The 25,796-nt window shown below is 46.0% G+C and carries 23 protein-coding genes and 1 riboswitch; of the genes, 20 read left to right on the top strand and 3 right to left on the bottom strand.

Translation table 11 applies throughout. From position 1 onward, the window contains the following. The first annotated feature begins 67 nt into the window (after positions 1 to 67). The 11 genes from pdxR (at position 68) to ppnP (ending at position 13,058) form a co-directional block, all read left to right on the top strand. A complete protein-coding gene (gene pdxR, locus DCMF_RS08530; RefSeq protein ID WP_214659199.1) occupies positions 68 to 1,525 on the top strand; it encodes a MocR-like pyridoxine biosynthesis transcription factor PdxR in 1,458 nt (485 codons plus the stop codon). Between the two features lie 115 nt (positions 1,526 to 1,640). Beyond that, the gene (locus tag DCMF_RS08525; RefSeq protein ID WP_148134035.1) at positions 1,641 to 2,228 is read left to right on the top strand and encodes a TetR/AcrR family transcriptional regulator; all 588 of its coding nucleotides are present in this window, start codon (positions 1,641 to 1,643) and stop codon (positions 2,226 to 2,228) included. A gap of 84 nt (positions 2,229 to 2,312) precedes the next feature. Further along, a complete protein-coding gene (locus DCMF_RS08520; RefSeq protein ID WP_148134034.1) occupies positions 2,313 to 3,773 on the top strand; it encodes a sigma-54 interaction domain-containing protein in 1,461 nt (486 codons plus the stop codon). 181 nt (positions 3,774 to 3,954) lie between these two features. Further along, positions 3,955 to 4,263, top strand: coding sequence for a DNA-binding protein (locus DCMF_RS08515; protein ID WP_148134033.1), 309 nt, complete (start codon positions 3,955 to 3,957; stop codon positions 4,261 to 4,263). A 195-nt stretch (positions 4,264 to 4,458) separates the two neighbouring features. After that, the gene (locus DCMF_RS08510; protein ID WP_148134032.1) at positions 4,459 to 4,680 is read left to right on the top strand and encodes a hypothetical protein; all 222 of its coding nucleotides are present in this window, start codon (positions 4,459 to 4,461) and stop codon (positions 4,678 to 4,680) included. Between the two features lie 336 nt (positions 4,681 to 5,016). Further along, complete coding sequence (locus DCMF_RS08505; RefSeq protein ID WP_148134031.1) at positions 5,017 to 6,330, top strand: ammonium transporter; 1,314 nt, start codon at positions 5,017 to 5,019, stop codon at positions 6,328 to 6,330. Between the two features lie 41 nt (positions 6,331 to 6,371). Beyond that, on the top strand, positions 6,372 to 6,716 hold the full coding sequence (locus tag DCMF_RS08500) for a P-II family nitrogen regulator (RefSeq protein ID WP_148137802.1): 345 nt from the start codon (positions 6,372 to 6,374) through the stop codon (positions 6,714 to 6,716). A 106-nt stretch (positions 6,717 to 6,822) separates the two neighbouring features. Then, a riboswitch (molybdenum cofactor riboswitch) is annotated at positions 6,823 to 6,951 on the top strand. Between the two features lie 187 nt (positions 6,952 to 7,138). Next, on the top strand, positions 7,139 to 10,060 hold the full coding sequence (locus DCMF_RS08495; RefSeq protein WP_148134030.1) for a molybdopterin-dependent oxidoreductase: 2,922 nt from the start codon (positions 7,139 to 7,141) through the stop codon (positions 10,058 to 10,060). A 158-nt stretch (positions 10,061 to 10,218) separates the two neighbouring features. Next, positions 10,219 to 12,456, top strand: a complete 2,238-nt coding sequence (locus DCMF_RS08490; RefSeq protein ID WP_148134029.1) for a pyridine nucleotide-disulfide oxidoreductase/dicluster-binding protein — start codon at positions 10,219 to 10,221, stop codon at positions 12,454 to 12,456. Positions 12,457 to 12,459: 3 nt separating this feature from the next. After that, the gene (locus tag DCMF_RS08485; RefSeq protein WP_148134028.1) at positions 12,460 to 12,654 is read left to right on the top strand and encodes a DVU_1557 family redox protein; all 195 of its coding nucleotides are present in this window, start codon (positions 12,460 to 12,462) and stop codon (positions 12,652 to 12,654) included. 89 nt (positions 12,655 to 12,743) lie between these two features. Further along, a complete protein-coding gene (gene ppnP, locus DCMF_RS08480) occupies positions 12,744 to 13,058 on the top strand; it encodes a pyrimidine/purine nucleoside phosphorylase (RefSeq protein ID WP_148134027.1) in 315 nt (104 codons plus the stop codon). A 170-nt stretch (positions 13,059 to 13,228) separates the two neighbouring features. On the opposite strand, the gene DCMF_RS29135 is transcribed toward ppnP, so the two are convergent. Beyond that, complete coding sequence (locus DCMF_RS29135) at positions 13,229 to 13,387, bottom strand: hypothetical protein (RefSeq protein ID WP_214659198.1); 159 nt, start codon at positions 13,385 to 13,387, stop codon at positions 13,229 to 13,231. Positions 13,388 to 13,545: 158 nt separating this feature from the next. Between DCMF_RS29135 and DCMF_RS08470 the strand changes: the two genes are divergently transcribed. The 3 genes from DCMF_RS08470 (at position 13,546) to DCMF_RS08460 (ending at position 16,176) form a co-directional block, all read left to right on the top strand. Then, the gene (locus DCMF_RS08470) at positions 13,546 to 14,367 is read left to right on the top strand and encodes a transposase (RefSeq protein WP_148134025.1); all 822 of its coding nucleotides are present in this window, start codon (positions 13,546 to 13,548) and stop codon (positions 14,365 to 14,367) included. 45 nt (positions 14,368 to 14,412) lie between these two features. Continuing rightward, positions 14,413 to 15,345 carry a DUF1848 domain-containing protein gene (locus DCMF_RS08465; protein WP_148134024.1) on the top strand — a complete coding sequence of 311 codons (933 nt, stop codon included), beginning with the start codon at positions 14,413 to 14,415 and terminating at the stop codon, positions 15,343 to 15,345. A gap of 207 nt (positions 15,346 to 15,552) precedes the next feature. Continuing rightward, complete coding sequence (locus DCMF_RS08460; RefSeq protein ID WP_148134023.1) at positions 15,553 to 16,176, top strand: S1C family serine protease; 624 nt, start codon at positions 15,553 to 15,555, stop codon at positions 16,174 to 16,176. 31 nt (positions 16,177 to 16,207) lie between these two features. On the opposite strand, the gene DCMF_RS08455 is transcribed toward DCMF_RS08460, so the two are convergent. Further along, positions 16,208 to 17,584, bottom strand: a complete 1,377-nt coding sequence (locus DCMF_RS08455; protein ID WP_148134022.1) for an IS4 family transposase — start codon at positions 17,582 to 17,584, stop codon at positions 16,208 to 16,210. 137 nt (positions 17,585 to 17,721) lie between these two features. On the opposite strand from DCMF_RS08455, the gene DCMF_RS29130 reads away from it, so the two are divergent. The 3 genes from DCMF_RS29130 (at position 17,722) to DCMF_RS08440 (ending at position 19,402) form a co-directional block, all read left to right on the top strand. Then, positions 17,722 to 17,889 carry a trypsin-like serine protease gene (locus tag DCMF_RS29130; RefSeq protein WP_214659197.1) on the top strand — a complete coding sequence of 56 codons (168 nt, stop codon included), beginning with the start codon at positions 17,722 to 17,724 and terminating at the stop codon, positions 17,887 to 17,889. 150 nt (positions 17,890 to 18,039) lie between these two features. After that, entirely contained in the window at positions 18,040 to 18,342 is a 303-nt protein-coding gene (locus DCMF_RS08445) for an ArsR/SmtB family transcription factor (RefSeq protein WP_148134020.1), read from the top strand. 376 nt (positions 18,343 to 18,718) lie between these two features. Beyond that, the gene (locus tag DCMF_RS08440; RefSeq protein WP_148134019.1) at positions 18,719 to 19,402 is read left to right on the top strand and encodes an NAD-dependent epimerase/dehydratase family protein; all 684 of its coding nucleotides are present in this window, start codon (positions 18,719 to 18,721) and stop codon (positions 19,400 to 19,402) included. Between the two features lie 33 nt (positions 19,403 to 19,435). On the opposite strand, the gene DCMF_RS08435 is transcribed toward DCMF_RS08440, so the two are convergent. Continuing rightward, on the bottom strand, positions 19,436 to 20,059 hold the full coding sequence (locus tag DCMF_RS08435; RefSeq protein WP_148134018.1) for a hypothetical protein: 624 nt from the start codon (positions 20,057 to 20,059) through the stop codon (positions 19,436 to 19,438). A 243-nt stretch (positions 20,060 to 20,302) separates the two neighbouring features. On the opposite strand from DCMF_RS08435, the gene DCMF_RS08430 reads away from it, so the two are divergent. The 3 genes from DCMF_RS08430 to pruA all read left to right on the top strand — a co-directional run bounded on the left by DCMF_RS08430 (position 20,303) and on the right by pruA (position 25,398). Further along, entirely contained in the window at positions 20,303 to 21,658 is a 1,356-nt protein-coding gene (locus DCMF_RS08430) for a methyl-accepting chemotaxis protein (RefSeq protein WP_148134017.1), read from the top strand. A gap of 470 nt (positions 21,659 to 22,128) precedes the next feature. Beyond that, positions 22,129 to 23,610, top strand: a complete 1,482-nt coding sequence (locus DCMF_RS08425; protein WP_148134016.1) for an aldehyde dehydrogenase family protein — start codon at positions 22,129 to 22,131, stop codon at positions 23,608 to 23,610. A gap of 153 nt (positions 23,611 to 23,763) precedes the next feature. Beyond that, complete coding sequence (gene pruA / locus DCMF_RS08420; protein WP_335582396.1) at positions 23,764 to 25,398, top strand: L-glutamate gamma-semialdehyde dehydrogenase; 1,635 nt, start codon at positions 23,764 to 23,766, stop codon at positions 25,396 to 25,398. The last annotated feature ends 398 nt before the right edge of the window (positions 25,399 to 25,796 follow it).

The following is a 25,796-nucleotide window of genomic DNA, read 5'->3' as shown; positions in this document are numbered from 1 at the left end:
CAATGATTTGCACGGGAATAGATACGAGCGGCAATCCACAAATAATTTCAATGATGGAGATGTGCCCATGAGAATAAGCATTTACCGAAAAAATAAAACCCCCTTATTCCTGCAAATTAAAAATCAGATCAAAGAAATGATTGTCAATGGTGAATTAATCCACGGATTTATTCTTCCTTCCGAAAGAGAACTAGCCAAAAAACTGGATGTGCACCGGAACACCATTATTCGGGCCTATCAGGAATTAAAGGCGGACGGCCTGATCAATTCTACCAAAGGACAGTATTATTCCGTCACCTATGAGGTGTTTTATAACCAGGGGACCATGCGGGGAAAAAAATCCAGGATACCCTGGGAGCATTTGACGAATCAGGATGTTAGCCACCTGAACGACCAATTGTTTCACGAATCAACCATTCCCAAGGGCATTTCTTTTCAAGGCGTGATTCCCTCTCCCGATGTCTATCCCAAAGAGGAGATTCGAGAGATTTTTACGGAGTTGATCAACTCGAAGGAAATTGATATCTTCAGCTATTGTTCCAGCCAAGGAGTAGCTGTTCTGAGAAGCAATATTGCCAAATTGCTGAGAGACCGCCAGATCACGGCCACGCCCAATGAAATTCATATCGTCCTGGAGACCAGCCAGGTCCTGGATTATCTGACCAAAATACTAATTAACCCGGGAGACGGCATCATTGTGGAAGAGCCGGTAGGACCGGATGTCTATCGCTATTTACGCTTCCGGGGGGCAAAAATTATCACCATTCCCATGGATGAGCAGGGGATGATGACAGATTGCCTGGAGAAGCTGATCCTAAAATATCACCCCAAACTGATTTATACTTTCCCCACTTTTCATAATCCTACCGGGACCGTGATGAGCCTGGACAGAAGATACCAGTTGCTGGATTGTTCCTATCAATACAATATCCCTATTATTGAAGAAGACTGGTTTTTCGATCTGCGCTACGAAGGAACTCCTATTCCCCCTTTAAAAGCTTTAGACAAGCATAAGCATGTGATTTATTTGGATTCCTTTGCCATGACTTTTGCGCCGGGGATGACCTTTGGCTATGTGGTAGCTCCCCAGCCGATCATTGAAAAATTTCATAGTCTCACCGCTTTTAGCTTAATTTTTGTAAACAGCCTGAATCAGTATCTGATGAGTGCTTTTATTGAAAAAGGCCTTTATGAGAAAAAAATCAGAGGGCTTTGCCGGTATTATGCGGAAAAGAGAGATTTGATCTGTACCGAGTTGGAAAGGGCAAAGGACCTAGGCATCAGCTATGTGAAACCGGCCGGCGGTTTTTACGTGTGGTGTCGGCTGCCCGATCACGTGAACCAGAACGCCTTGCTGATCACAGCCGCCAAGATGGGGATCAACTTCCTGCCGGGATTTGTCTTTTTTCCCCACGGCACAAAGGGGGAAAATTATATCCGCTTATGTTTTTCCTACCCCTCCTTGGAGCAAATCAAGCAGGGCATTGGATTGCTTCTTCAAGCCATCAGTGCGTGCGCCCAATAGCGTGCTCCCCATCCGGAGGGGACAAATTCCCCGGGCCATGGAACGGCCCACCGGTTGACGGAAAGGGGAAAATTTTTTATAATGAAAAAAACGAACGTTCGTTAGGAGGGCAGAGATGACGAAAGACCGGATTAAGCAGGAAGCCCTGATCCTTTTTGTGCATAAGGGGTATGAGGGAACCTCTGTGGCGGAGATTGCCAAACAGGCCAATATCAGGGCATCCACCATTTATGCGCATTTTGAAAGTAAAGAGCAATTATTTCTCAGTCTTTTTGATGATGTCGTCAATGAAAAGCTAAAAGATCTGGCAGAATTGAAAAACAGGGTGGAAAATAAGGGCATAAAAGAGCTGCTGCAGACAATCCTGCACAACCATTTGGAAGAGATAGAGCATCACCGCGATCAAGCGGTTTTTTACAAAAGAAATGCCATTTTTCCTCCGGAAAACTTAAAAGACAAAACCCAAGCCATTTTGATCTTTTACGAAGAAAGGTATTCTCAATTGCTGAGACCTGCTTTTGCCCAGGGAGTTAAGGAAGGAATCCTCAGAAACGATCCTATCGAGAAGCTTCAGACGGCCTTTTACTGTTTTGCGGACGGGTTGTATGTTTTGTCCCATTACTATGATCTCAGTACTTATAAAAAAGCCGTTCACGATACCTGGGAATTATTTTGGGAATCTATCCGCAACAAACAAGGGTAGCGGGGGATAGGACCGGATCAAGGGTGAAAGGAAACAGACCGGATGGGAAAGTATCAATAGCTGAAATGTCTGGGAGGTCTAAATATGGTAAAGATGGATCAGGTGCGCATGAATTCCCTTGAGCAGGAGAAAAATGCCCTCCAAAAGGAAAACCAATTGTTAAAAAGCATCATTGATCACATGCACGAATCCGTATTTTGCATCAATGAAGCAAGCGAAATCATTCTGTACAATTGTGAAACGGAAAAAATTGAAGGGATGAAAAGGGAAGATGTTTTAGGAAAGAAAGAGGATGCCGTATACCCGGATTATTCCTGGTCCAGGGATGTAACAAAAAAAATATTAAGTACCGGCAGACCCTTGATCGAACAGCCCTATCGATATAAATTACCCAATGGACGTACGGCAGACATCATATTTAGCACATTTCCTTTTTATGATCAGGGTCAACTGGCCGCGATTTATACGATTGCCCGAAATCTCAATCAGATCAACGATTTTATTACCATTACCATGGAGATGCAAAAAAAATTGCTCCGGGAAGAAAATAATCACCAGGACCGGGCCCGCTATCTCCTGGAGGATATTATCGGTGACAGTGAGAGTATTCAAAGAACGGTTTTTCTGGCCCGGAAGGTTGCCGGCCATGATTCTCCCGTGTTAATTGTGGGGGAAACCGGCACTGGGAAGGAGCTTTTTGCCCACGGCATTCACAACGCCAGCTGCTTTTCTAAAGGACCCTTTGTTCCCGTGAACTGTGCGGCGATTCCAGACACCCTACTGGAAAGCGTCCTATTCGGAACGGTGAAGGGGGCCTTCACCGGAGCATCCGATATTCCGGGCCTTTTTGAGCAAGCTGAGGGAGGCACCATCTTCTTGGACGAAATCAATTCCATGCCCCTGCTGCTTCAGGCCAAGCTTTTACGGGTGCTCCAGGATAAGGTGATCAGAAGGATCGGCAGCAAAGGGGAGATTCCGGTAAACTGCAGGATCATTAGTGCCACAAATATGGATCCTCTTGATGCGGTGCGAGAGCCGGCCATTCGATGGGATCTCTTTTACCGGCTGGCCACGGTGACCATGCGGATCCCACCTTTACGGGAAAGAAAAGAGGATATGAAAATTCTCACCTGGCATTTTATTAAAAAGTTCAATACCAAATTTGGCTTGTTTATTAACATCATTTCCGAAGATTTAATTTACCTTTTTGAGCGCTATGATTGGCCGGGAAATATCCGGGAGCTGGAAAATATCGTAGAAAGCGCCATGAATGTTGTGGAGCCGGATGAAAAGACTTTACGGCTCCATCATTTACCGGAATATTTTCAGGGCCGGTTATTAAAATCCCCGTCAAACTTCCCCTCCTTAGCCGGGAAAGGGACCCTGCGCGCCATGCTGATGGAATTTGAAAAAAAGTTGATTGAAGACACCCTGCAAAAAAACAAGGGGAACATCACAAAAACCGCGGAGGAACTGGGCATGCTACGGCAAAATTTGCACTACCGGATGAAGAGGTTCGGGATTCAGTTAAAAAAAATTAGCTGAGCTCAAAGACGGACAAAGACCAATGGGTGAAATATTTTCGCTCCCGGAAATGATCGGGAGCAGGTCGCCTACACAAGATGTGGGCGGCTTTATGGGCTTGCATCATCACTTTAGGCACGTTGATGGTGGTAGCGAACCCCAAAGAATTACTAAAATTAAGGAATTAGGAGGAGAAAAGAAGATGGCAGATTTATTACCGCTCAAATCCCGCATATTATCCTACATTTCCGGGGTGGAAGGTGAAGTTTCGCTTCATGATATCCGGCGGGACCTTCAGCAAGAATATCAAAATGAACGCCAGTTTAATCAGAGGATGATTTCTCAACATTTAAGCTCCTTGTGTGCGGTGGGAATGATAGAGGTGGGCCGGGTAGCATTTGGCCCAAAAGGGGAATTAGTGATTAACTACCAAATTACCGGTACCGGTGTCGATCGATTGAAATATTTGGACCCCGCAGGAGGGCAGAAGAATGACAGATCGCTAAAGTGACTGTTGTTTCTCGACGGTTTCTCGTTTGAAAGAGCAGGGATTTAGCTGAGAATGACGGTACTTTGGGCAGGTGAGAAGAAATTAGGCCATTCTGACACTTTTGGGACAACCCGATAATATAATAAAGTATAGCCTACTCTTTTAACGCTCGTTAATCGCTGCATATTTTTTTATGAATTTTAAGAGGGGACGCCTATGAGCGGAGAAGAAGTCTGTAAAGAACACAGCGGAACTTGCGCGAACATCGTCGCATTGGGCGAAAAGATTGACAGCAATGCCGAAGAAAATAGGGAAGCACATAAACAGTTATGGGAGGCCATCAACAGTTTAAGGAATAGATTGCCGGTGTGGGCGACTTTATTTATCTCCTTTCTTACCATGTGCTTAGGATGGACTTTAAGCTTGCTGTTTCATTAATAGTTTTAGGGACCGGAAGCCGGTCCTATTTCTTCTCCGGAACGGATTTCTCAGGTGCCGGAATATCTCCGAATTCATCCAGGGCTTTCGCTGCGCTTATTGTTGGGCGATGGCATCAGGAAGTTGTTGACAAAGGAACTGGAATGTGGCATAATTTTTATCAGATACAATGAAGTATCTTTCAAACGGCAATGACGCCTTTCAATTTTGGAAGGCGTTTTTTTATTGGGCGTATGCAGCGTTGTATATGCTGACGAGGAGCAACGAAGCTCTTGGAAATGGGTGCACGATTTCTGAGAGTTTTTTATTTTCGAGACTTTTAAGGAGGAATAAAAAATGACCATTGATACTGGTGATACTGCTTGGGTTTTAGTTTGTTCAGCCCTGGTACTTTTAATGACTCCCGGACTGGCCCTGTTCTATGGAGGTATGGTGCGAAAGAAAAATGTCTTAAGTACGACGATGCATAGTTATGTCGCCATCATTCTTGTTTCTATTTCCTGGGTTCTGGCCGGTTTTTCTTTGGCTTTCGGACCGGATGTGCATGGTCTGATCGGAAATTTATCCTGGATCGGGTTAAGAGGGGTAGGAATAGAACCCAACGCCGATTATGCAGGAACGATTCCTGCCCTGGTTTTCATGGGATTCCAGATGATGTTCGCTATCATCACCCCAGCCTTGATTTCCGGCGCCATTGCAGAAAGAATGCGTTTTGGCGCGTATATTGCATTTATCTTAATTTGGTCCCTGACCGCCTATTCTCTCATCGCCCACTGGGTCTGGGGTGTGGGAGGCTGGATTAGAACATTAGGCGCCCTGGATTTTGCCGGAGGGACTGTGGTCCATATTTTATCAGGGGTATCTGCGCTGGTTGCCGCCTTGGTGATCGGGACCAGAACAAAATCGGAAAAGACGGGTTTTGCTCCCCATAATTTACCAATGACGGTTTTAGGAGCAGGAATTTTATGGTTTGGCTGGTTCGGGTTTAACGCCGGAAGTGCTTTGGGGGCAAATGGTCTTGCGGCAGTGGCTTTTGTCAATACCAATTCTGCCGCGGCTGCGGCTGCTCTGGCCTGGGTTTTAACAGAATGGGTACACAACGGAAAACCGACTTCTTTAGGTGCGGCAAGTGGTGCCGTAGCAGGATTGGTTGCCGTTACCCCGGCTGCTGGCTTTGTTACTCCCCTGGCCGCTTTGGCCACCGGATTCGTGGGAGGGGTTGTTTGCTACCTGGCCGTGGTGGTGGTCAAAAAGAAATTAGGGTATGATGATGCCTTAGATGCCTTTGGGGTACACGGAGTAGGCGGTACATGGGGAGCAATTGCCACCGGGCTGTTTGCTACCAAAACAGTTAACCCCCTGGGCGCAGACGGACTTTTCTACGGAAATCCCTCCTTAGTTGCCTCTCAGCTTATCGCCATTGGAGCAACGGTTGCTGTTGCCGTAGTGGCTACGTTTGTGATTCTGAAACTGATTTCTTTGTTTGTGCCCCTCAGATCCGTGGGAGAAGAGGAAGAAATGGGCCTGGACCTGTGCCTGCACGGGGAGAAAGCCTATGGGGATGCTGTCTTGGGCACTGACCTGATTTGGGAGCCGTCTGAACTTTCTCAGGGGGGATCCTTGGTGACCAGCAAAATGGTAACCGGTTAGTTGTTCCTAGTGCAATTTTATAAAGATGAGGAGCTGGCATGATGAAAAAAATTGAGTGCATTATGAGACCGTCAAAATTGGACGATGTAAAAGATGCCTTGGATCAGGCCGGTATCAAAGGCATGACCGTGACCAATGTCATTGGCTGCGGTCTGCAAAGGGGGATCAAAGAATCCTACCGGGGCAATTCTTATAGTGTGAATCTCATTCCCAAAATCAAAATTGAAGTGGTCGTGATTGATGCGGTGCTGGAAAAAGCTATTTCAATTATTACCGCAAAGGCCGGTACGGGCAATTTAGGTGACGGAAAGATCTTCATTTACGATGTGCTGGACGCGATCCGGATTAGAACGGGGGAATCGGGAGACAGTGCCCTTCAAGTCTGATTTTTACCCATATCTGACGGTCCTCCGCCCTTAGGGACCCAAGGACCGTTATACTTTTTCAAGAATATTGACAATATATGTCAGCCAAGATAGACTATTGATGGATAACGAAAGAAACCTCCGAGCTGGTTATTCTAAGGCAGAACGATTTAGATGCTAAGAATTTCCGGCCACTAGGGTATAGCTGGAAACAGATGTGCCTCCCAGCGTGGGAAGGAGATAGGTTATCGTCGATAGTAGGATTTAATTCGACCTATTCTGCTTTCCAGAATAGGTTTTTTGTTTTTTTATCATAATAAAAATATGTGCCGGTCAAAGGTTTTTATAAAATCGTGGCACGGAACGTGGATCACTCTTGGATGATTCCCATCATCCGCCGGGTTGGTGGGTTCATAATATAAATAAAATGGAGGTACATGTACATGAAGCTAAGAAAAATGTGGCTTAACATCAACGGGGCAAATCGCGTGTTTGCCTGCAATCCGGAAAAGGATTCCCTTGCTGATGTGTTGCGCCGCATGGGCCTGACAGGCACGAAAGTTGGCTGTGGCACCGGTGTATGCGGATCGTGTTCAGTAATACTGGACGGAAAGGTGATCCGTTCCTGCACAAAGAAGATGCGGACTGTGGAAGAGTACAGCAAGGTCATCACCATTGAGGGCATTGGTACTCCCAACAACTTGCATCCTGTGCAGGTAGCATGGATGAATTGCGGTGCTGTACAGTGCGGCTTCTGTTCTCCCGGCTTTATTGTCTCCGCCTACGGTCTGCTCCTGGAAAACAATAACCCCACCCGGGAAGAAGTCCGGGAATGGTTCCAGAAACACCGCAATGTCTGCCGGTGTACGGGCTACAAACAGATTGTTGACGCCGTAATGGCAGCGGCAAAGGTTGTCCGCGGCGAGGCGTCCATTGAAGATATTACCTTCCAGCTTCCTGAAGACAACGAGTATTACGGTAAGCCCGTTGTCCGTCCTACGGCACTGGCCAAGGTATGCGGACTGGCCGACTATGGAGACGATCAGGAACTGAAGATGCCGGCGGAAACCCTCCATGTGGCGGTAGCCCAGCCCAGAATTGCCCATCATGCCAAGATTCTCAAGATAGATACCTCCGAAGCGGAAACTATGCCCGGAGTTGTGAAAATTATCACGCATAAAGAACTTAAAGAAGCCGGCGGTACCAATATGATGGCCGAGGGTCAGTTCCATGAGCGCACCACGGTTATGGTCCCCAGCCGGAAGATCCTGGCAGAAGATAAGATCTTCCGTTATGGCGATGTGGTCGCCCTTGCCGTTGCCGACACCAAGGACCACGCCCGCGCCGCAGCGGCCAAGATCAAGGTTGAAATTGAACAGCTTCCGGAATACTTGAGCTATCTGGATGCCGTAATGCCTGATGCCATGCGGGTCCACGAGGATACGCCCAACATTTTCTCCATGCAGCCGGTAATGAAGGGTGTGGGACTGGAAGATCCCGCCAAGGTGCAGGAAGTGATAGACAATTCTGCGCATAGCGTATCCGGCAGCTTCCATTCCACCCGGGAACCCCATTTGACCATCGAAGGCACCACCGTTCAGGCTTACTTTGATGAAGATGACTATCTGACCATCCAGTGCAAGTCCCAGGGTGTTTACTCGTCTATCGGACGGATCGGGAATTCCCTCGGTGTTCCCAAGGATAAGCTGCGCATCGTATTGAATCCCACGGGAGCCAGTTTCGGCTGGTCCACCAATGCCGGCGACATTTGCCTTGCAGGCGCTGCCGCAGTGGTCACCAAGATGCCGGTGGCTCTCTCCATGAGCTATGAGGAGCATCAGCATTTCTCCGGGAAGCGGTGCCCCAGCTATTCCAACGGCCGGGTGGCCTGTGATGAAAACGGCATCATTACCGCCGCCGAATTTGACATCGGTATGGACCATGGGGCTTATTCCTGGGGCGGCGACGATATTATGACCAAACCTGCCCGTTTCTCCTTCTTCCCATATAAGGTACCCCATGTGGCCGGTCTGGTGCGCATCGCCAACACCAACCATAACTTTGGTACCGCTTACCGCAGCTATGGTTCTCCCCAGGCCTACACTCTGTCTGAGGCCTTGATGGACATGCTGGCGGAAAAAGCGGGCATCGATCCCTTTGAGTTCCGCTGGAGAAACATTGCCCGGCCCGGCGACACCAATATTAACAGCTATCCTTTCCGCCAGTATCCCATGGAGGAAATGATGAAGATGATGCGGCCCATTTATGAGAAGGCGGTGCAAGAAGCGAAAGCCGCCGATACTCCCGCGAAGCGCCGCGGTGTGGGAATTTCCTGGGGCGGCTTCAACGTCACCGAAGGCGGTACCGACAGTGCTTCTGCGGCCATCGAACTGGCTCCGGACAACACCTTCATCAAATATGACACTTATCAAGAATTAGGTCAGGGCGGCGATATCGGCTCCCTGATGCTGACCCTGGAAGCCCTCAAGCCCCTGGGTGTGACACCCGACCGCATCAGGCTGGTACAAAACGATACCAAGCTTTGCCCGGACAGCGGTATGTCCGGCGCCAGCCGCACCCATTTCATGAGCGGCAAAGCGACGATTGTCGCTGCCGAAAAACTGCTGAACGCCATGCGCAAACCCGACGGCACTTACCGGACCTATGACGAGATGGTGGCGGCGGGCCTTGAGACCAAATATTACGGCAAATATCAGACCGTATCTGTTCCCGGACTGTGCCGCCTGGATCCCAATACCGGCATCGGCGATCCCACTCCCGCATACACCTATTGCTTGAATCTGGCAGAGGTAGAGGTTGACACCGCTACCGGCAAAACCCGGGTCCTCCGTTTCACTTGCGTGGATGACGTAGGCAGGGTGGGCAACATCGACGCCGTGAACGGCCAGGCTTACGGGGGCATTTCCCATTGCATCGGTTTCGCCCTCAGCGAAAACTACCATGACGTAAAGAAGCATGCCAATATGGCTGGCGCCGGTGTGCCCTATATTCTGGACATTCCGGATGAAATTAACGTGATTCATTTCGAAAGACCCGATGAGGAGGGACCCTTCGGCTCCTCCGGCGCTTCCGAGGCCTTCCAGTCCTCCGGGCATATGGCTGTCCTCAACGCCATTAACAATGCCTGCGGGGTACGGGTTTACGAGATGCCCGCTACGCCTGAAAAAGTAAAGGCCGGGCTGAATATCATCGCTGCCGGCGGAAAGGTGGAACCGCCCCAGAAATACTTCCTCGGCTCCGAACTGTACGATGAACTGGAAGAGATCAAGGCAAATCCCGTTAAGTTCGGCGGCGACGATTTCTTTATCCCGCTGGGCGGTGCCTCTGCGGAAAGATTCTTCTAATCCATCAATCATTGTGTGCGCCCGAACTGGCCGAACCTGTGCCGTTCGGGCGCAACAATGATACTAATTCCAAATTAACGTGCATCTAAACCCATTTTAGGTTTAAACTAATATATAATATAGAGAAGAACCTTTTATCTTTTATAACGGAGCAGCATATGGAAAAGTTTAAAGAGGAAATCAAAACTTGTTTGCAGAACGAACCGGCTTTTTGCACTGCGGCCTGCCCTTTTCAGCTGGATATCCGGGACTTTATGCCCAAGATACAGCGGGGCGGTTTTAATGCTGCGTACAGGACCTATCTCAATGCGGTGGGATTTCCCGGCATTGTCTCCGCATTATGCGGGGAGCCCTGCAAAAACGTGTGTCCCAGACGGTTGAAGGACGAAGCCATTGCCATGAAGCTGCTGGAAAAAGCCGCCCTAAAGTATGCCCGGAACTTAAATCCTAATCAATACAATTTGCCTCCCAAAGATAAAAAGGTAGCCGTGATAGGCGCCGGTATCAGCGGCCTGGCCTGTACCCTCCGCTTGGCAGCGAAAAAATATCAGGTCACTGTTTTTGAAAAGTCCGGGCGGATGGGCGGGCATCTCTGGGATCTTTTGCCCCCGGAAGTTTTTTTAGCCGACATCGAGCGGCAGTTCGCCTATGAAAGCTATACCCTGTGTTTAAATAGAGAAATTACCAGCCTGGACGAACTGGATTTTGACGCCATATACGTGGCCACCGGCGCAGGGGGGACGGATTTCGGACTGCAACGGGACGAAAGGGGCGCCTTTGCCAGCAACAAACCCGGCGTTTTTTTGGGTGGTGAACTTTGCGGCAGAGACATCATAGAGGCCATCGCCGACGGACTCCACGTGGTAAATGCCATCGAACGGTATCTCAAGGCGGGCAGTATGAATCAGCCTGAGGAAAAAAGGGAAACGAGAATTCAACTCAACCCGGAATGGATTACCCCTTTGGCGCCTGTGCGGCCTTCTGAAGGGAAAGCCTTCACCCAGGACCATGCCGTGGATGAGGCAAAGCGCTGCCTGAAATGCTCCTGTGACGTTTGTATGCGCCACTGTGATTTGATGCGGTATTTCGGTAAATACCCGAAACGGATCGGAGAAGAGGTTGAGGTTACGGTTCATCCTGGCACTCTGGACGGAAACGGTACCGTGGCCACACGCCTGATTTCCACGTGCAACCAGTGCGGCCTGTGCAAAGAGATTTGCCCCCTGGGCATTGATACAGGGGAGTTTCTCCTGCACAGCCACCGGGCGATGCGGGAGAATAAGGCCATGCCCTGGGTATTCCATGATTTCTGGTTGCGGGATATGGCATTTACCAACGGAGAGGCGGCGGCCCTGTGCAGGCTTCCGGACGGGTATCAGGAGAGCCGGTATGTGTTTTTTCCCGGCTGTCAGCTGGGCGCCTCGGACCCGCGTTACGTGACGGAAAGTTACCGCTTTTTACGGGCACATCATGCCGATACCGCCCTGATGCTGGGCTGTTGCGGCGCTCCCGCCGATTGGGCGGGGGATGATTCCCTGCACGGGGAAGTCATTGCCAAGCTGCGGGAGGATTGGATTTCCCTGGGAAAACCAACTGCCGTCTTTGCTTGTCCCACGTGCAAACAAATGTTTCAAAGATATCTGCCGGAAATTGAGGGCGTGTTTCTCTATGATTTGATCTTAGAACTAGGAATTTCCCCCTTGAAGGACGGGGCCGGAGAAACCGTTTCGGTTTTTGACCCCTGTGCCAGCCGGAAGGAACCGGAAGTGCAGCAAACCATCCGGAAACTTGCCCAACAGGCCGGCTTCCGTCTGGAACCCCTGCCCTACGAGGGAAAACTTGCCCGGTGCTGTAGCTGGGGCGGTCAGGTGTCCATCGCCAATCCTTCCTTTGCCCGGGAAGTCGTCAAAGCAAGAATTACGGAAAATGACTACCCCTTCATCGCCTATTGCATCAACTGCCGGGACATTTTTGCCGCCGCTAAAAAACCAGTCTATCACGTATTGGATATTTTGTTTGGATTACACGACTCAGGCCGGGTGCCGCCTACCGTTACAGAACGGAGAAGTAACCGGATCAGCCTCAAACGCCAAGTGCTGAGTGAGTTTTGGAAGGATGAAGCCAAGATGGAGCAAAGAGAAAATAACATTAATCTGCATATTGCACCCCAGCTCAAAGAAAAGCTGAACCGGGAAATGATATTGGAAACGGATCTGGAAGCTGTGATCGCATACTGCGAAAGCAGCGGAAGAAAAGTCTTCAACCCGGAGTCCGGTCATTTCACAGGACATTTGCGCATCGGCCATCTTACTTATTGGGTTGAATACCGGCCTACAGACCATGGCTTTGAGCTGATCAACGGGTACAGCCACCGCATGAGCATAGAGGAGGCTTAGCCGATGGCGGAAAACAAAGTGATCATTTGCTGTCAGTGTCAAAAAGAGCTGGAGCCGAAAAAAACCTATTTCACTTATTTGGGGCACAGCTTTTGCACCGATATTCTCAAGTGTCCCCAGTGTGGAGAAATCTATATTCCTGAAGAAATGGTAAAGGGCCGGATGGCCGAGGTGGAAATGCAGCTGGAGGACAAATAAACGGCCTTGCTGAAGCAATCCGCCTAACTTACTTAACATGTATTCCAACCATACCCAAAATTGAATAAATAAATTATCGGGAGGGGAAAATCATGGAATTCAAGAATGCGAGAATCGTCAAAAAGGCAAATGTCTACTTCGACGGCAAGGTAACCAGTAGAACCATTTACACGGAGAGCGGCGAGCGAAAAACCCTGGGGATCATGCTGCCCGGCGATTATGAGTTTGGCACAGGTGCAGAAGAATTAATGGAAATATTGGGCGGTGAGATGGATGTCTGCCTGCCGGGGGAAACTACCTTCAAGACCTATCGAGAGGGCGACAGTTTTATTGTTCCGGCAAACTCCAAGTTTAAGCTGATTTTAAAGACTGTGGCCGACTACTGCTGCTCCTACAAAGAATAGGAAATTCAGGGACGGTTCTTGAATTGAATGCCTAAATATGGTTTCATATTTAGGCATTCAATTTTTTTATTTTTATCTGGAATAAAACACCATATACCACATTACCTGCGGGGAAATGCGCATAAAAATATTCATATTACAGATGATGACAAATTAGATTCCTTGCCTGTCTACCTTTCTTCTCCAAGCAGTGAAAGAACATCCCCAACAATTGTAAAAAAATCCCCTAAGATACTCACATCATCCGGGGCAACGTCTTTAGAAATGGAAATGGCAAATATGGTGGCTAATATCGCAAGCTCCTCATTGGAAATATTTTTTAGAACCATAGATTTTACCGCCTAGAAATGGCTATATACCATCATATGTGGGGTAACCCCACTTGGTGTATGGGAATCCAGTGGAAATTCAGGGACGGTTCTTGAATTGAATAATTGAATATAGTAATATTTAGTTATTCAATATTTATATTAAGGGTGGGAATAAAATGCCAAGAATAGCCAGAGAAAAAGGAGAGTTCTCCACATATCACATTATCCAGCGGGGAAATGAGCGCAAAAACATATTTATTAAAGACGACGACAAAATCAGGTTCCTCGATATTCTCAACCGCATGAAGGAAAAGTACAACTTTATCTTAGAAGCATACTGCCTCATGGATAATCATGTACATCTGCTGGTGAATGACAATGGAAATGATATTTCCAAGTTAATTAAAAGCATCAACGTAAGTTATGTCTATTTTTTTAATCATAGGTATCAACGGGTTGGTCATTTATTTCAAGACAGATTTCAGAGTGAAAATGTTATGAATGATCGATATCTTCTAGCGCTGAGCGCCTATATTCATAATAACCCGGTAAAAGCTGGTATCGTCAGGTCCCCGGAAGAATATGAATGGAGCAGTTTTAGAAGTTATTTGGGCAGGGAGAAGACCTGGTCCGGCCTGGTAAATACGGAAAGGGTCCTGGGAATCTTGTCGGAAAACAGAAAAAAGTCACTGGAAGAATACTGTAAATATGTATTAAAATATGAATCAAATGAGGAAATAATGGACATAGAGGAAGATAAATTACTGTTTCTTAAAGAAAATGCAGAGTATATTGATTCCTACACGTCTGCTCAAAATGTGGTACACCAAGTGCTCCAGGATAAAGGCATTCATATAGATGTTTTAAAAACCGATAAAAGTTTACGATATGAGTTAATGATTAAATTAAGAAAGAATTCTTCTCTCACCCTAAAGGAAATCGGAGAATTGTGCGGAGGACTTTCCCAGTCTATGGTCTGTAAAATTCTTAAAGCCTAAATTCAATTCAAGAACCGTCCCTGAATTGAATGGAGGAGGGGAAATGTGATTATTAGTGCCAGCCGGAGGACCGATATACCGGCATTTTATAGCGAGTGGTTTTATAACAGGATTAAAGAAGGATTTGTGCTGGTCCGGAACCCGATGAATATGCACCAGGTCAGTAAAATTGATTTAAATAGGGATGCCGTTGATTGTATTGTGTTCTGGACGAAAAATCCGGAGAAGATGTACCCAAATCTTCATTTACTTCAGGATTATCAATATTATTTTCACTTCACGATCAATCCGTATGATTTTGAAATCGAGCAATCTGTGTCCAGAAAAGCATCTATCATTCACATTTTTAAAAGACTCTCCGACAGAATCGGAAGTAATCGAGTAATTTGGAGATATGACCCGATTCTGCTCAATCAAAAAATGGATGTTCCGTACCATATCAAGTATTTTGATATTCTTGCTGCTAAACTGCATGGTTATACCCATAAGTGCATCATCAGTTTTGTGGACTTTTATCGTAAAGCTGAAAAGAACTTAAATCATCTGGGCGTATGCAGAATAGATGACCAGCAAAAAAGGGATCTGGCCGGAACGCTGGTCCAAATAGCAAAGTCTTATCACCTAAAGATAGAAGCTTGTGCAGAGGATCTGGATTTGTGTGCATATGGACTTGAGCAGGCAAAATGTGTCGATCCCATCCTGATCGAAGAGCTTTTGGGTGAAAAGATATGGGCCCCAAAAGATAGAAACCAGAGAAAATCCTGCGGCTGCCTGGCGAGTGTGGATATTGGCGCCTATAATACCTGTGTGCACGGATGCTTGTACTGCTATGCAAACTATAGCCAAGAGGCTGTTCAAAGAAATATTAAAAATTATGATGAGAACTCTCCCTTGCTTTGCAGTAAGCTTTCCAAGGAAGACAAGGTAATGGTAAAAGAAGCTAAATCCTGTGTGCAGCGACAAAAATCCTTGTTTTAATGCGCTGCTTTTAAACCCCTTCCCCAAGGCAGGTGATAAGAGGCTAAGGAAAATGATGCGCGCTGGAGCATAAAGGAAAGGGTTCTTAATCGAAAAGAACAATATGAGAATCTATGAACAAGGAATGGGGGGAGCAGTATCGATAAGAAAACCGACTATTGGGATATCCCTTTAAGTGCCAAACAAAGGGAAGAACTCGATCCGGATTTGTTCGAAGAGCTTAATGAAGATGAAGCCCTTGAGGAAGAAGATATACCAGAGCCTAAGCCGCAATATAGAAAAACACCGGTATTCCGATTCATTGGCTTGATCACAATTGTCACTTTTCTGGCAATTTTTGCGGGCAATTATTTTAAAGATTATGGGCTGCCTCCTCTTAATTTTTTGGCCCAGTCCGGGGAATTGAAACAGCTGCCTGAAGTGCAAGCTTTTCAGAAAGCCGTGGTCATGATCGATACGGTTAAATCCCAGGGAACCGGCTTTAATATTGACTCAGAGGGCTTAATCGTCACCAATGCCCATGTCGTTAATAACGCGGAAGTTGTCCTGGTAAAGTTTTCTCAGGGTAAGATTTATGCGAGTACCAAGTGGCGGTCTTTTCCCGACGTGGATTTGGCCTTAATCAAAATTGAGGGGCAAAATTTGCCTAAGCTGGATCTGGCAAGAGATGCAAATATGAAGCCCGGCAGCAAAGTGATCATCATCGGGAATCCTCTGGGTTTTCCTTTTGTGGCATCTACGGGAACGGTTTCCGGACAGCTCACGCTGGATCAGTGGGCGGAGCCTGTTTTAAAAATTGAAAGTTATATTCACAACTTTCCCAGCTGTTAATATCTGATTGATCTTTGAAAAATCTATATAGTTACGCACACAACAATAATTTTTGTTTTAAAGGATGTGGTATCGCATTCAAAAATGTATTCATAATCTCGTCAGCCATTTCCTGACTGAGCAAAGGTAACTGAGTTAGAACTTGACGAAGGGTATTAACCAGCAACATTAGAGATTGCGAGAGTTTTATGTCTGCCAGTTCTTCTCTAAGGTAGTAAAATAAATCACCTAACGTTCTATCATCAGTGGCGTTTCTAGCTTCCTGTGATAACATGGCATATCTAAGGAATACGATGGATGTTGTAGCCACTTGCATGTCGTAACTGCGGCCTTGGTACTCTTTAGCCAAGGAAAGATATGACTTGCAAACCTTGAAGAAAACTTCTATATCCCAACGCTTTCCATAGATTCGAACGATTTCTTCCTCACTAACGGAAAGATCGGTACAAAGAAGGGCAAGCCAATTATCAGATCGGCGGTCTTTTATAAAGACAATTCTAGCATCAATAAATTCGTCAGAAGGTGCTGATTTATCTTCTCTAAGTTTGATGCAAGCCGAACCGATGATATTTTTAGAATCAGATAGTTTAATCCTCTGGTATATATCTTTGACATTCTGCCACTGACCTTGGTATTGATAATGGACTTTTTCTGTAATACGGATCATGCCTATGACATCACGATGCTCTTTTTTTACGCGGATCACGGTCTTGGGCATGGTGAACCAGCTATCAAACAGCACAAATTTTGCTGGTATGTCCTTAGCGTCACGAAGAAGGGTAAGCATGACATCAAGAGTTGACTGCCTAGCTTGATCCCGACGTTTGTAAGCAAGAGTCCGTTTGTCCATGGACTTGGCCTCACAAAGCACATTTTCGTCCTTAGTTGAACTTAACAATTTGAAGGAAATAGGAAGAAAGGTGTTCCCGTCGGACCAGCCCAAAGTTAACATTCTGAACCCTTTACAGAATTTATGGCTGGTGTGGTCAAACACTTTTGCCAGCAACTCAACCTTTTTACTACGATTACGGCTAAAAAGTGAGTCATCAAAAATAAGTACGGATTGACGATTCTGTTCGGTTAGCCGATCAATGAGCAATATTAGGTGTGTCATTATCAGTTGAAGTAGCTTTTCCCAGTTGAAACGGCTGTTGTTAAGGAATCGATAAGCAGTATTTTTCTTAAAAGATATATTTTCGCTTTGTAGGGATAAGGTTCGATAGAGATTTTTACCGTAAAAGACCAGCGAAAATAATTCTTTCAGCATTGTAGTACAGTGGATACCCGACTCTTTGTAGAAATTGCATTTAAGCAGCATTTTTGAAAGGTTTAACTGGGTGAAAAAGCAATCAATACGAGACTTAAGCATCTGGTCGCTACTTGTTTTTTCTGATATAATACTGGTCATGGGAAACCTCCTAGCGGCTGGTATTATTGGGTTTTGGTCGACTTCAATTATACCATTCCGAGGGGGTTTTCTGTTATTTTAATGTGCGTTTACTATATGAATTTTTCAAAGATCAATCTAAATTGACGGTGGGAAAGTTGAGTTATATTTATAAAGGAAGCAGCGGCAGCCCTGTGATAAACAGTCGGGGTAAGGTGGTAGGGATTGTCTTTGCCTCTTTAGATAAGCAAAATAAGGAAGGGCCGGCAACCGGCTTTGCCATATCCGTGGATAGTTTGAAGAAAAAATTGCAGGAGCAGTTCTGATATGTATAACCGTAAAGGCATCGTAAAGATTTTATGAAGGTTCATAAGAATGTTACCTGAAAAGGGGCAGTATTGTTCTTGACATTGAGAGAGGAATAAGTTAAAATCAATTCGAAACTTATCGAAATGTAATTGTATAGGGGCTGTAAAATGGACACAAACCAAATGGCAAAGATATTTAAGGCGCTTTCCAACCCGAATCGATTAGAATTATATTTAAAAATTGCCCAAGCCCATGAAACGAGTATTCAAACCGGGGGCGAATGCTTTGTGACGGACATCATTGACTGTTTGAACATCGGGGCGCCGACGATTTCCCATCATATCAAAGAATTAGCGAACGCAGACTTGATTACCACGGAAAAAAGGGGGAAATTTTTGATTTGTCGCGTAAATGAAAAGCTGGTCACAGAGGTCAGCAAAATTTTATCATTACGGAATACGTCTAAATAATCCCTTTGAAAACGGTTCCCTAGGGACTGTTTCGGGGTCGGTGCAGAAAAATTTTTTTGTCGATATATTTCGATAGTTGTAGAAACATTAAATTGTAATCCGAAATTGTCAAATGATCATGAAGGAGGTAAAGAAAGATGAAAACTTTATTTGACCCTACTCAGATCGCCAGCCTGAAATTAAAAAACAGGCTGATCTGGTAAAACGCTGGAAACAGGGAGACACCCGCAAGGCGAAATGCACCTCATGCAATGCTTGTGCCCGTCCCGGCGAGGCAGTGAAATGCGCTTTAAATCGTTAAAGGATAGGAATTCCAGGAGATGGGCTTTAGGTAAGAGGCCCCGCGATATGAATAGAAGGGTGGTCGAATCAAAAAATGGCGTTCGCAGGATCAAAAATTAGAGTGATAATTACCGGAGCCACCGGTATGGTGGGAGAAGGGGTATTGCACCAATGCCTGAGCCATCCGGATGTGGAGCAGGTCTTAGTGATCAACCGGAGGCCCTGCGGTGTTTCACACCCGAGATTAAGGGAAATATTGCACACCAATTTCTTTAATCTTTCTCCCATTGAATCTCAATTAGTGCATTATCAGGCCTGTTTTTTTTGCTTGGGTGTTTCATCGGTGGGAATGAGAGAAGGGGAATACAGCCGGATCACCCATGACCTTACCCTATATGTGGCAGGCCTGCTTTCACGATTAAATCCGGAGATGGTTTTCTGTTACGTGTCCGGCGAGGGGACGGATCATACAGAGAGGGGGCGAATTATGTGGGCCAGAGTTAAAGGAAAAACGGAAAACGACCTGTTGGGGCTCCCGTTCAAAAACGCCTATATGTTTCGCCCGGGCTATATACATCCCATAAAGGGGTTAAAGAATACCCATAAATATTATCAGGCACTTTCATGGCTTTATCCCGTATTAAGGCGTTTTTTCCCTCAGCACGCTACTTCTCTGAAAGAACTGGGTATGGCCATGATTCATAGCGTCAATAGAGGCTATGATAAACCGATATTAGAAAACAAGGATATTGAAAAATCAGCAAATTCTTCTAGATAGAACACGCATGTTGATTGGTCTGGACTTGAAAGGTTAAATCTTTGGTGAAAGCTTTCTCGATACCTTTATCAGCTTGGCGGGATGCTTATATCCCTTTCCCCTAGCCGGGATGACCCGGATCGGCTTCTTGGCAGCTTCCGGAACATGCCGGAGAATAAGATGCTGTTTGAACCTGTATTCCCGGGCCTCCTTTTTTTGAGGAACCTTTTGAAAAGCGTATTTATGAATGATCCAGACCGTGGCCAGACCAAAAAGCAGGTGGGCAAGAAAGGATAACATGCTGGAAAAGGCATCCTCCGTGGCGATGGATCTTGTTTGGGGAATATTATGAAATATTAAACCAATGAACCCGAGCCAAGCTATTAGGGCAACTCCAGCGCCTTTGAGGAGATAATCTTTTGCACCGCGCCACTCTAAAAATAATCCGGTAGCAACCCCCAGTGCCGCACCGATTGTAATATCGGTAATGAAACCAAGAATATGCCCCCAAAAAGTATAAACTTCTTTACCGTGTACGAATATATCTGCGGCGATATTCCAGATAAATGTTTTTGACAAACCCAACAAATTGACTATTAAGCTGAAAATATCTCTGGTGATCACGCCAGCGATACCGGCGATTACCCAAATTCGAAAATTATCGGTGCTTTTATCCATTTTTTTGCCTCCTTGATGACACTTAATCATATTATAATGTAACCTAATATGGCTAAATCATTCCTGAAGCCGGAGTTTTTGCCGGTAAAAAAGAAAAAGGATAAGATGGCAGCCCTCTTCTGAGCCAATGATAATTTTGATGATTAAAGCCCTCTCCAACTTTCCCCAATGCTAAAGGAATTCTGGCAATAATGTCGAAATGTGACAATATAAGTCGATGAAATTAATACCAGTCTAGGGGGAATGATGATGCAAAATTATACGTACCAACCGGACATAGTAGCAAAAACCAAGATTCAGGGACATTGCTTCGTAAATGCCAAATTTACTGTTAAATTCCTGTATCCTGCGATTTACATGAATGCGCTGGTAACGATGGTGCCGATTATACTCTATAAGAGTGGTTGGAGCGCAGACAAAACGCTTCTTTTGGGTATTGCCGTTCTTGTTCCTGCTTTATCTGCTGTCTTAGGCACATACGGAGGTCCCATAAAGGCCTTTTTCCGGAACTTCCATGCGCCGATTGCCTATGCTTCCCTGGTGCCTTTAGGCTACTCCGGAAGTTTATCAGGATTAGATTTAATCATTATTGGGGTTTCTGTTTTATGGGGTATTATTTATTGGTGTATCATGGGAGCAGGGCTGGGAGATCCGCTCAAGCGCACACTTGCCGTGCTGGATAAAGTGCAGAATGGTCAACTGAACGAAAGAGTAGTGCTTAATTTTGACCGTAACGACGAAATGGGAAAAGTCATAAAAGGCGTTAATCTTATGCTCGACTACTTAAGTGATGTCATGGGGAATATTAACAAAAGCATTGCAACCGTTGCAACGTCTGCCGGTCAATTAAGTACGCAGGCCATGCAAACAACTGCCGGGGCGACAGAGAATGCTTCGACGATTGGAGAAGTAGCAGCTACTATAGAGGATGTATCGGTAAGGACCCGGAAAGTGTCTCAGAAAGCCGAACACGCCATGACTGTAGCTAACGAAGGAAATGAAAGCATCACTCGGGTTATGAAACAAATGGATGCAATTAATCGCACCAATAATGATGTTTCTGGAGTTGTCGTAGAACTGGCCCAGCAATCGAATCAAATTAATCAAATTATCGATGTGATCACCGATATTGCGGATCAGACAAATCTGTTGTCCCTTAATGCGGCGATTGAAGCTGCCCGGGCAGGAGACCAGGGCCGCGGATTTGCCGTAGTGGCTGAAGAGGTGAGAAAGCTGGCGGAACAATCCCGTACAGCTGCCGGTGAAATCCGTCATTTAATTGACAGTGTGCAAAAAACTTCTCAAAGCGCCGTTGCAGCGATGGAAGTAAGTACCCATGGCATCAAAGACGGATTAAATATTGTTGGGGAAGCAGAAAACAGTTTTAAACGGATTGAGACTGCTATGACGGAACTGGTGGACCAGATCGAAGGGGTTAGTTCGGCGTCCGGTGAAATCAGCGGTGCTATTCAGAATATCGCCGCCAGCTCCGAAGAACAGACAGCTGCCATGGAAGAAGTCAGTGCCGCTGTCGAAGTTTTGTCCAAGACGGCAGATGAATTAAAAATATTATCCGAAAAATTTACCTTCAATAATTAAAGAAGGATAAGATGTGCCGGTGTATTTATTGATGGGGGTATTTAGAGTTATTGGCGGATAAAGGATCAAACAAACTGGGCCTTGATTAAAAAAGGCCCAGTAGTATTCTATAATGACAACAAAAATGGTCGTCTGGTCAGGCACTTTTCATGCGCACACAAGAGGATGATTTGCTATTTATGAGAGAGAAAAAAGTACTTTACAGGTATAGTTGCGGATGATATTCTTTTGGTAACAGATACTATCTTTTCACGCATATAATGTAAAATTATTCCTGCTTCTGGCAGTTTTTTTTAAGACCACGTTATATTTATCTGAATATAACGGCAGTTAACGATCTCTTTGCTTTTGCTGAAAGGAAAATAATCTTAGATCCAAAAGGAGAAAGGAGTGGTGAATTATTTGTGATTTAAATAACAAATGATCATGTTGCGTACAAAATGCCAAAAGGCGGCGGGAGGAGGAAACCTATGACTGTTCATGAAATTGGATTACAAAAAGAGTATGGGATGTTTATCGGGGGACAATTTGTTCCGTCCATCTCATCCAAAGTATTTCCTGCTGTGAACCCGGCGAATCAAGAAAAACTAGCAGATGTGGCTTCCGGAACCGGGGAGGATGTGGACAGGGCTGTTAATGCTGCTTGGGATGCTTATCAGGATTGGAGTAAAAGATCCAATAAGGAAAAAGCGACGATCTTGAACAAGGCAGCAGATGAAATTGAAAAAAACGCCACATTTCTGGCTACCATTGAAACCCTTGATAATGGGAAACCCATTGGGGAGTCACTTTTTGACGTAAGCGATGTCGTTGATCAATTCAGATATTTTGCCGGTTGCCTGCTTGCTGAAGAAGGGGGGTATATCCAATACGACCCAAATTGCTTTTCTATCCTTACGAGAGAGCCTTTAGGGGTTGTTGCCCAAATCATTCCATGGAATTATCCCCTGTCCATGGCCGGCTGGAAGTTAGCCCCTGCTTTAGCGGCGGGCAATTGTACCGTTATTAAGCCTGCCAGTAATACGAGCCTGTCTATTTTGGAAATGGCCAGATTAATAAAAGACATCATCCCGCCCGGGGTGATAAACATTGTCACGGGAAGTGGCAAATTAGTAGGAGAGGCACTAATTAACCATCCGAGAATCAGAAAAATTGCTTTCACGGGTTCCACGGAAATTGGCATGCGTATGGGCGAAGTTGCCGGAAGAAAATTAATTCCCTCAACCTTGGAACTGGGAGGAAAATCGGCCAATATTATTTTTCCTGATTGTCAATTTGAGCGGGCCTTAATCGGGACTTGTGCCGGAATTTTATTTAACCAGGGACAAGTGTGTTCTGCCGGGTCCAGGGCCTTTGTCCATGAAGCCATTTATGAAAAATTTGTGGACGGCCTGATTGCGAAATTTAAATTGGTCAAAGTGGGGAACGGATTGGATCCGGATACCAAAATGGGACCTGTCATTGACGGCGCCCAATTGCAAAAGAATTTGGATTATGTCGAAATTGGCAAGCAGGAAGGAGCCCGCCTGGCTTTTGGGGGAACCCGGCTCACAGAGGGAGATTATGGAAAGGGATTTTTCCTGGCCCCTACCCTTTTTATTGATGTGGACAACAGAATGAGAATTGCGCAAGAAGAGATCTTTGGACCTGTCCTGGTTGTGATTAAATTTCATGATGAAGAAGAAGTGATTGCCCTGGCCAATGACTCCCGGTATGGCCTGGCCGGAGGGGTTTGGACACAGGACATCAACCGGGCGATCCGGGTGGCCCGGGGTATTCAGGCCGGTACCGTCTGGGTCAATGAGTTTGGCCCTGTTCCTCCCGGATCCTCTTTTGGGGGGTATAAAGATTCAGGGTATGGCCGGGAAGTTCACAAGCAAGCCCTAGACCTTTATTCACAAAAAAAGAATATATTTGTGAATCTGAATGAGGTTCCTGACAATTCGTATTAAGGTTCCGGATTTTTCTGCCGGCTTTGAAAAGGGGTAAGCAGATAAAAAGCAGATTTATTAACAATAACAAGGATGTTGAGCCTTTTAAGCATATATGGATGGTGGGGCGCAAAATATATTTCCTAAAAAAGATACAAATAATGGGGAGGATTGATGATGTTTAATGCAATTTCTGCGATGAGACAACCACAGAACGAAGGATTACTCTCTTATGGGCCAGGCAGTCCGGAAAAAGCGGAACTGAAAAAGAAATTACAGGAACTGCAAAAAAGGGAAATCGAGATCCCGCTGATCATCGGCGGAAAGGAAGTCAGAACGGGAAAGATGGGGGAATGCATCATTCCCCACAAAAAAGATCATATTCTTGCCAAATACCACATGGCGGGAGAGAAAGAAATCACGATGGCGATTGAGGCAGCGCATCAGGCGAAGGATGAATGGGAGAGAATGCCCTGGGAACACAGAGCATCCGTCTTTCTAAGAGCAGCGGAACTGCTCTCCGGTCCTTGGCGGAGTACCTTAAATGCTGCCACCATGCTGGGCCAAAGTAAAACGGCCCATCAGGCAGAAATTGATTCGGCATGTGAATTAATCGACTTTTTGCGCTTTAATGCCTATTACCTGTCCCAAATTATTGAGGAACAGCCAAACTCCACCCAAGATTCCTGGAACCGTTTACAATATCGGCCTTTAGAAGGGTTCGTTTTTGCCGTCACGCCTTTTAATTTTACCGCTATCGGCGGCAATCTGCCCACAGCGCCCGCGATTGTGGGAAATACAGTCGTATGGAAACCGGCCTCGACCGCAGTCTATTCCAACTATTTTGTGATGAAGTTATTGCAAGAAGCAGGGTTGCCCGACGGCGTGATTAATTTTGTGCCCGGATCCGGGAGCAAGGTAGGAAATATGGTGCTGGATGATCCCGCTTTGGCCGGCATCCATTTTACCGGATCAACCCAGGTGTTTGGCGATATCTGGCGGAAAGTCGCTGGGAATTTGAGGCAGTATAAAGCTTATCCCAGGATTGTAGGTGAAACAGGGGGAAAGAACTTTGTCTTGGCCCATGACTCGGCTGATGTGGGTGCCCTAGCGACCGGGCTGGTGAGAGGAGCGTTTGAGTACCAGGGCCAGAAATGCTCCGCGGCTTCTCGGGCATACATCCCCCAGAGCATTTGGCCCTCGGTCAAGGAAAGGCTCTTGGATGACGTAGCTTCCATCAAAATGGGCGATGTAGAGAATTTCTCCAATTTCATGAGTGCCGTCATCGATGGGAATGCCTTCCGGTCGATTCGTTCTTTTATTGATTATGCCCAGGAATCCCCGGAGGCCGAAATTCTTTGCGGGGGTCAATCTGATGACCGGGAAGGGTATTTCATTAGACCAACCGTGATCGTAACCACCAATCCCCGATTTAGAACCATGGAGGAAGAGATTTTCGGCCCGGTTTTAACGGTATATGTCTATCCGGATCAGGAATTTGAAAAGACTGTTGCCCAGTGCACCGAGACATCTCCCTATGGGCTTACCGGAGCGGTCTTCGCCCGTGATCGCAGGGTGGTCTGCAATTTAGAAAAACAATTGAACCATGCCGCCAGTAATTTTTATATCAATGATAAACCGACAGGAGCTGTTGTTGGGCAGCAGCCTTTCGGCGGCTCCCGGGCTTCGGGAACCAACGATAAGGCCGGCAGCAAGCTGAATCTTTACCGCTGGATCAACCCAAGAACAATTAAAGAAAATTTAAACCCGCCTAAAAAATACGGATATAGCTTTATGGAGGAAGAATAAGGCGCGGGTGAAAAAGCCGGCCGGGAATCCAGGGCAGGTTTGGCATCAGTAGAATGATTTACCAGCAAAGAGTCCCTTCTCATGAAAATATGCATGGGAAAGGATTTTTTGTTTTTATTTTCACCTGACTAACTTGGCGTAAGTCTCCCGCCTCGGGAGTCAAACACCAACTAAGTCATGCATTTGCAGTTCTCACGCTGTATTAGCAGTTCTAAAACTTGCTAAGAAAACCACTTAGCAAGTTAAGAACTTGCGTCAAAATTCAGATGGGGTAAAAGAATCTCCATCTGAATTAAGGACTCGCTTCAATGGGAAAAGCTTGTGCGCTCGTGAACATTTCAAAAATTCAAAAGATTTTCAACAAATGTAAAAAAAAAGATATTGTTTGATGGTCTATT

Source organism: Candidatus Formimonas warabiya, from assembly GCF_002777255.1.
In the GTDB taxonomy this organism is placed as follows: domain Bacteria; phylum Bacillota; class Dehalobacteriia; order Dehalobacteriales; family Dehalobacteriaceae; genus Formimonas; species Formimonas warabiya.
The sequence above is the reverse complement of the archived record's forward strand: the minus strand, read 5'-3'. Positions and strand labels throughout refer to the sequence as shown.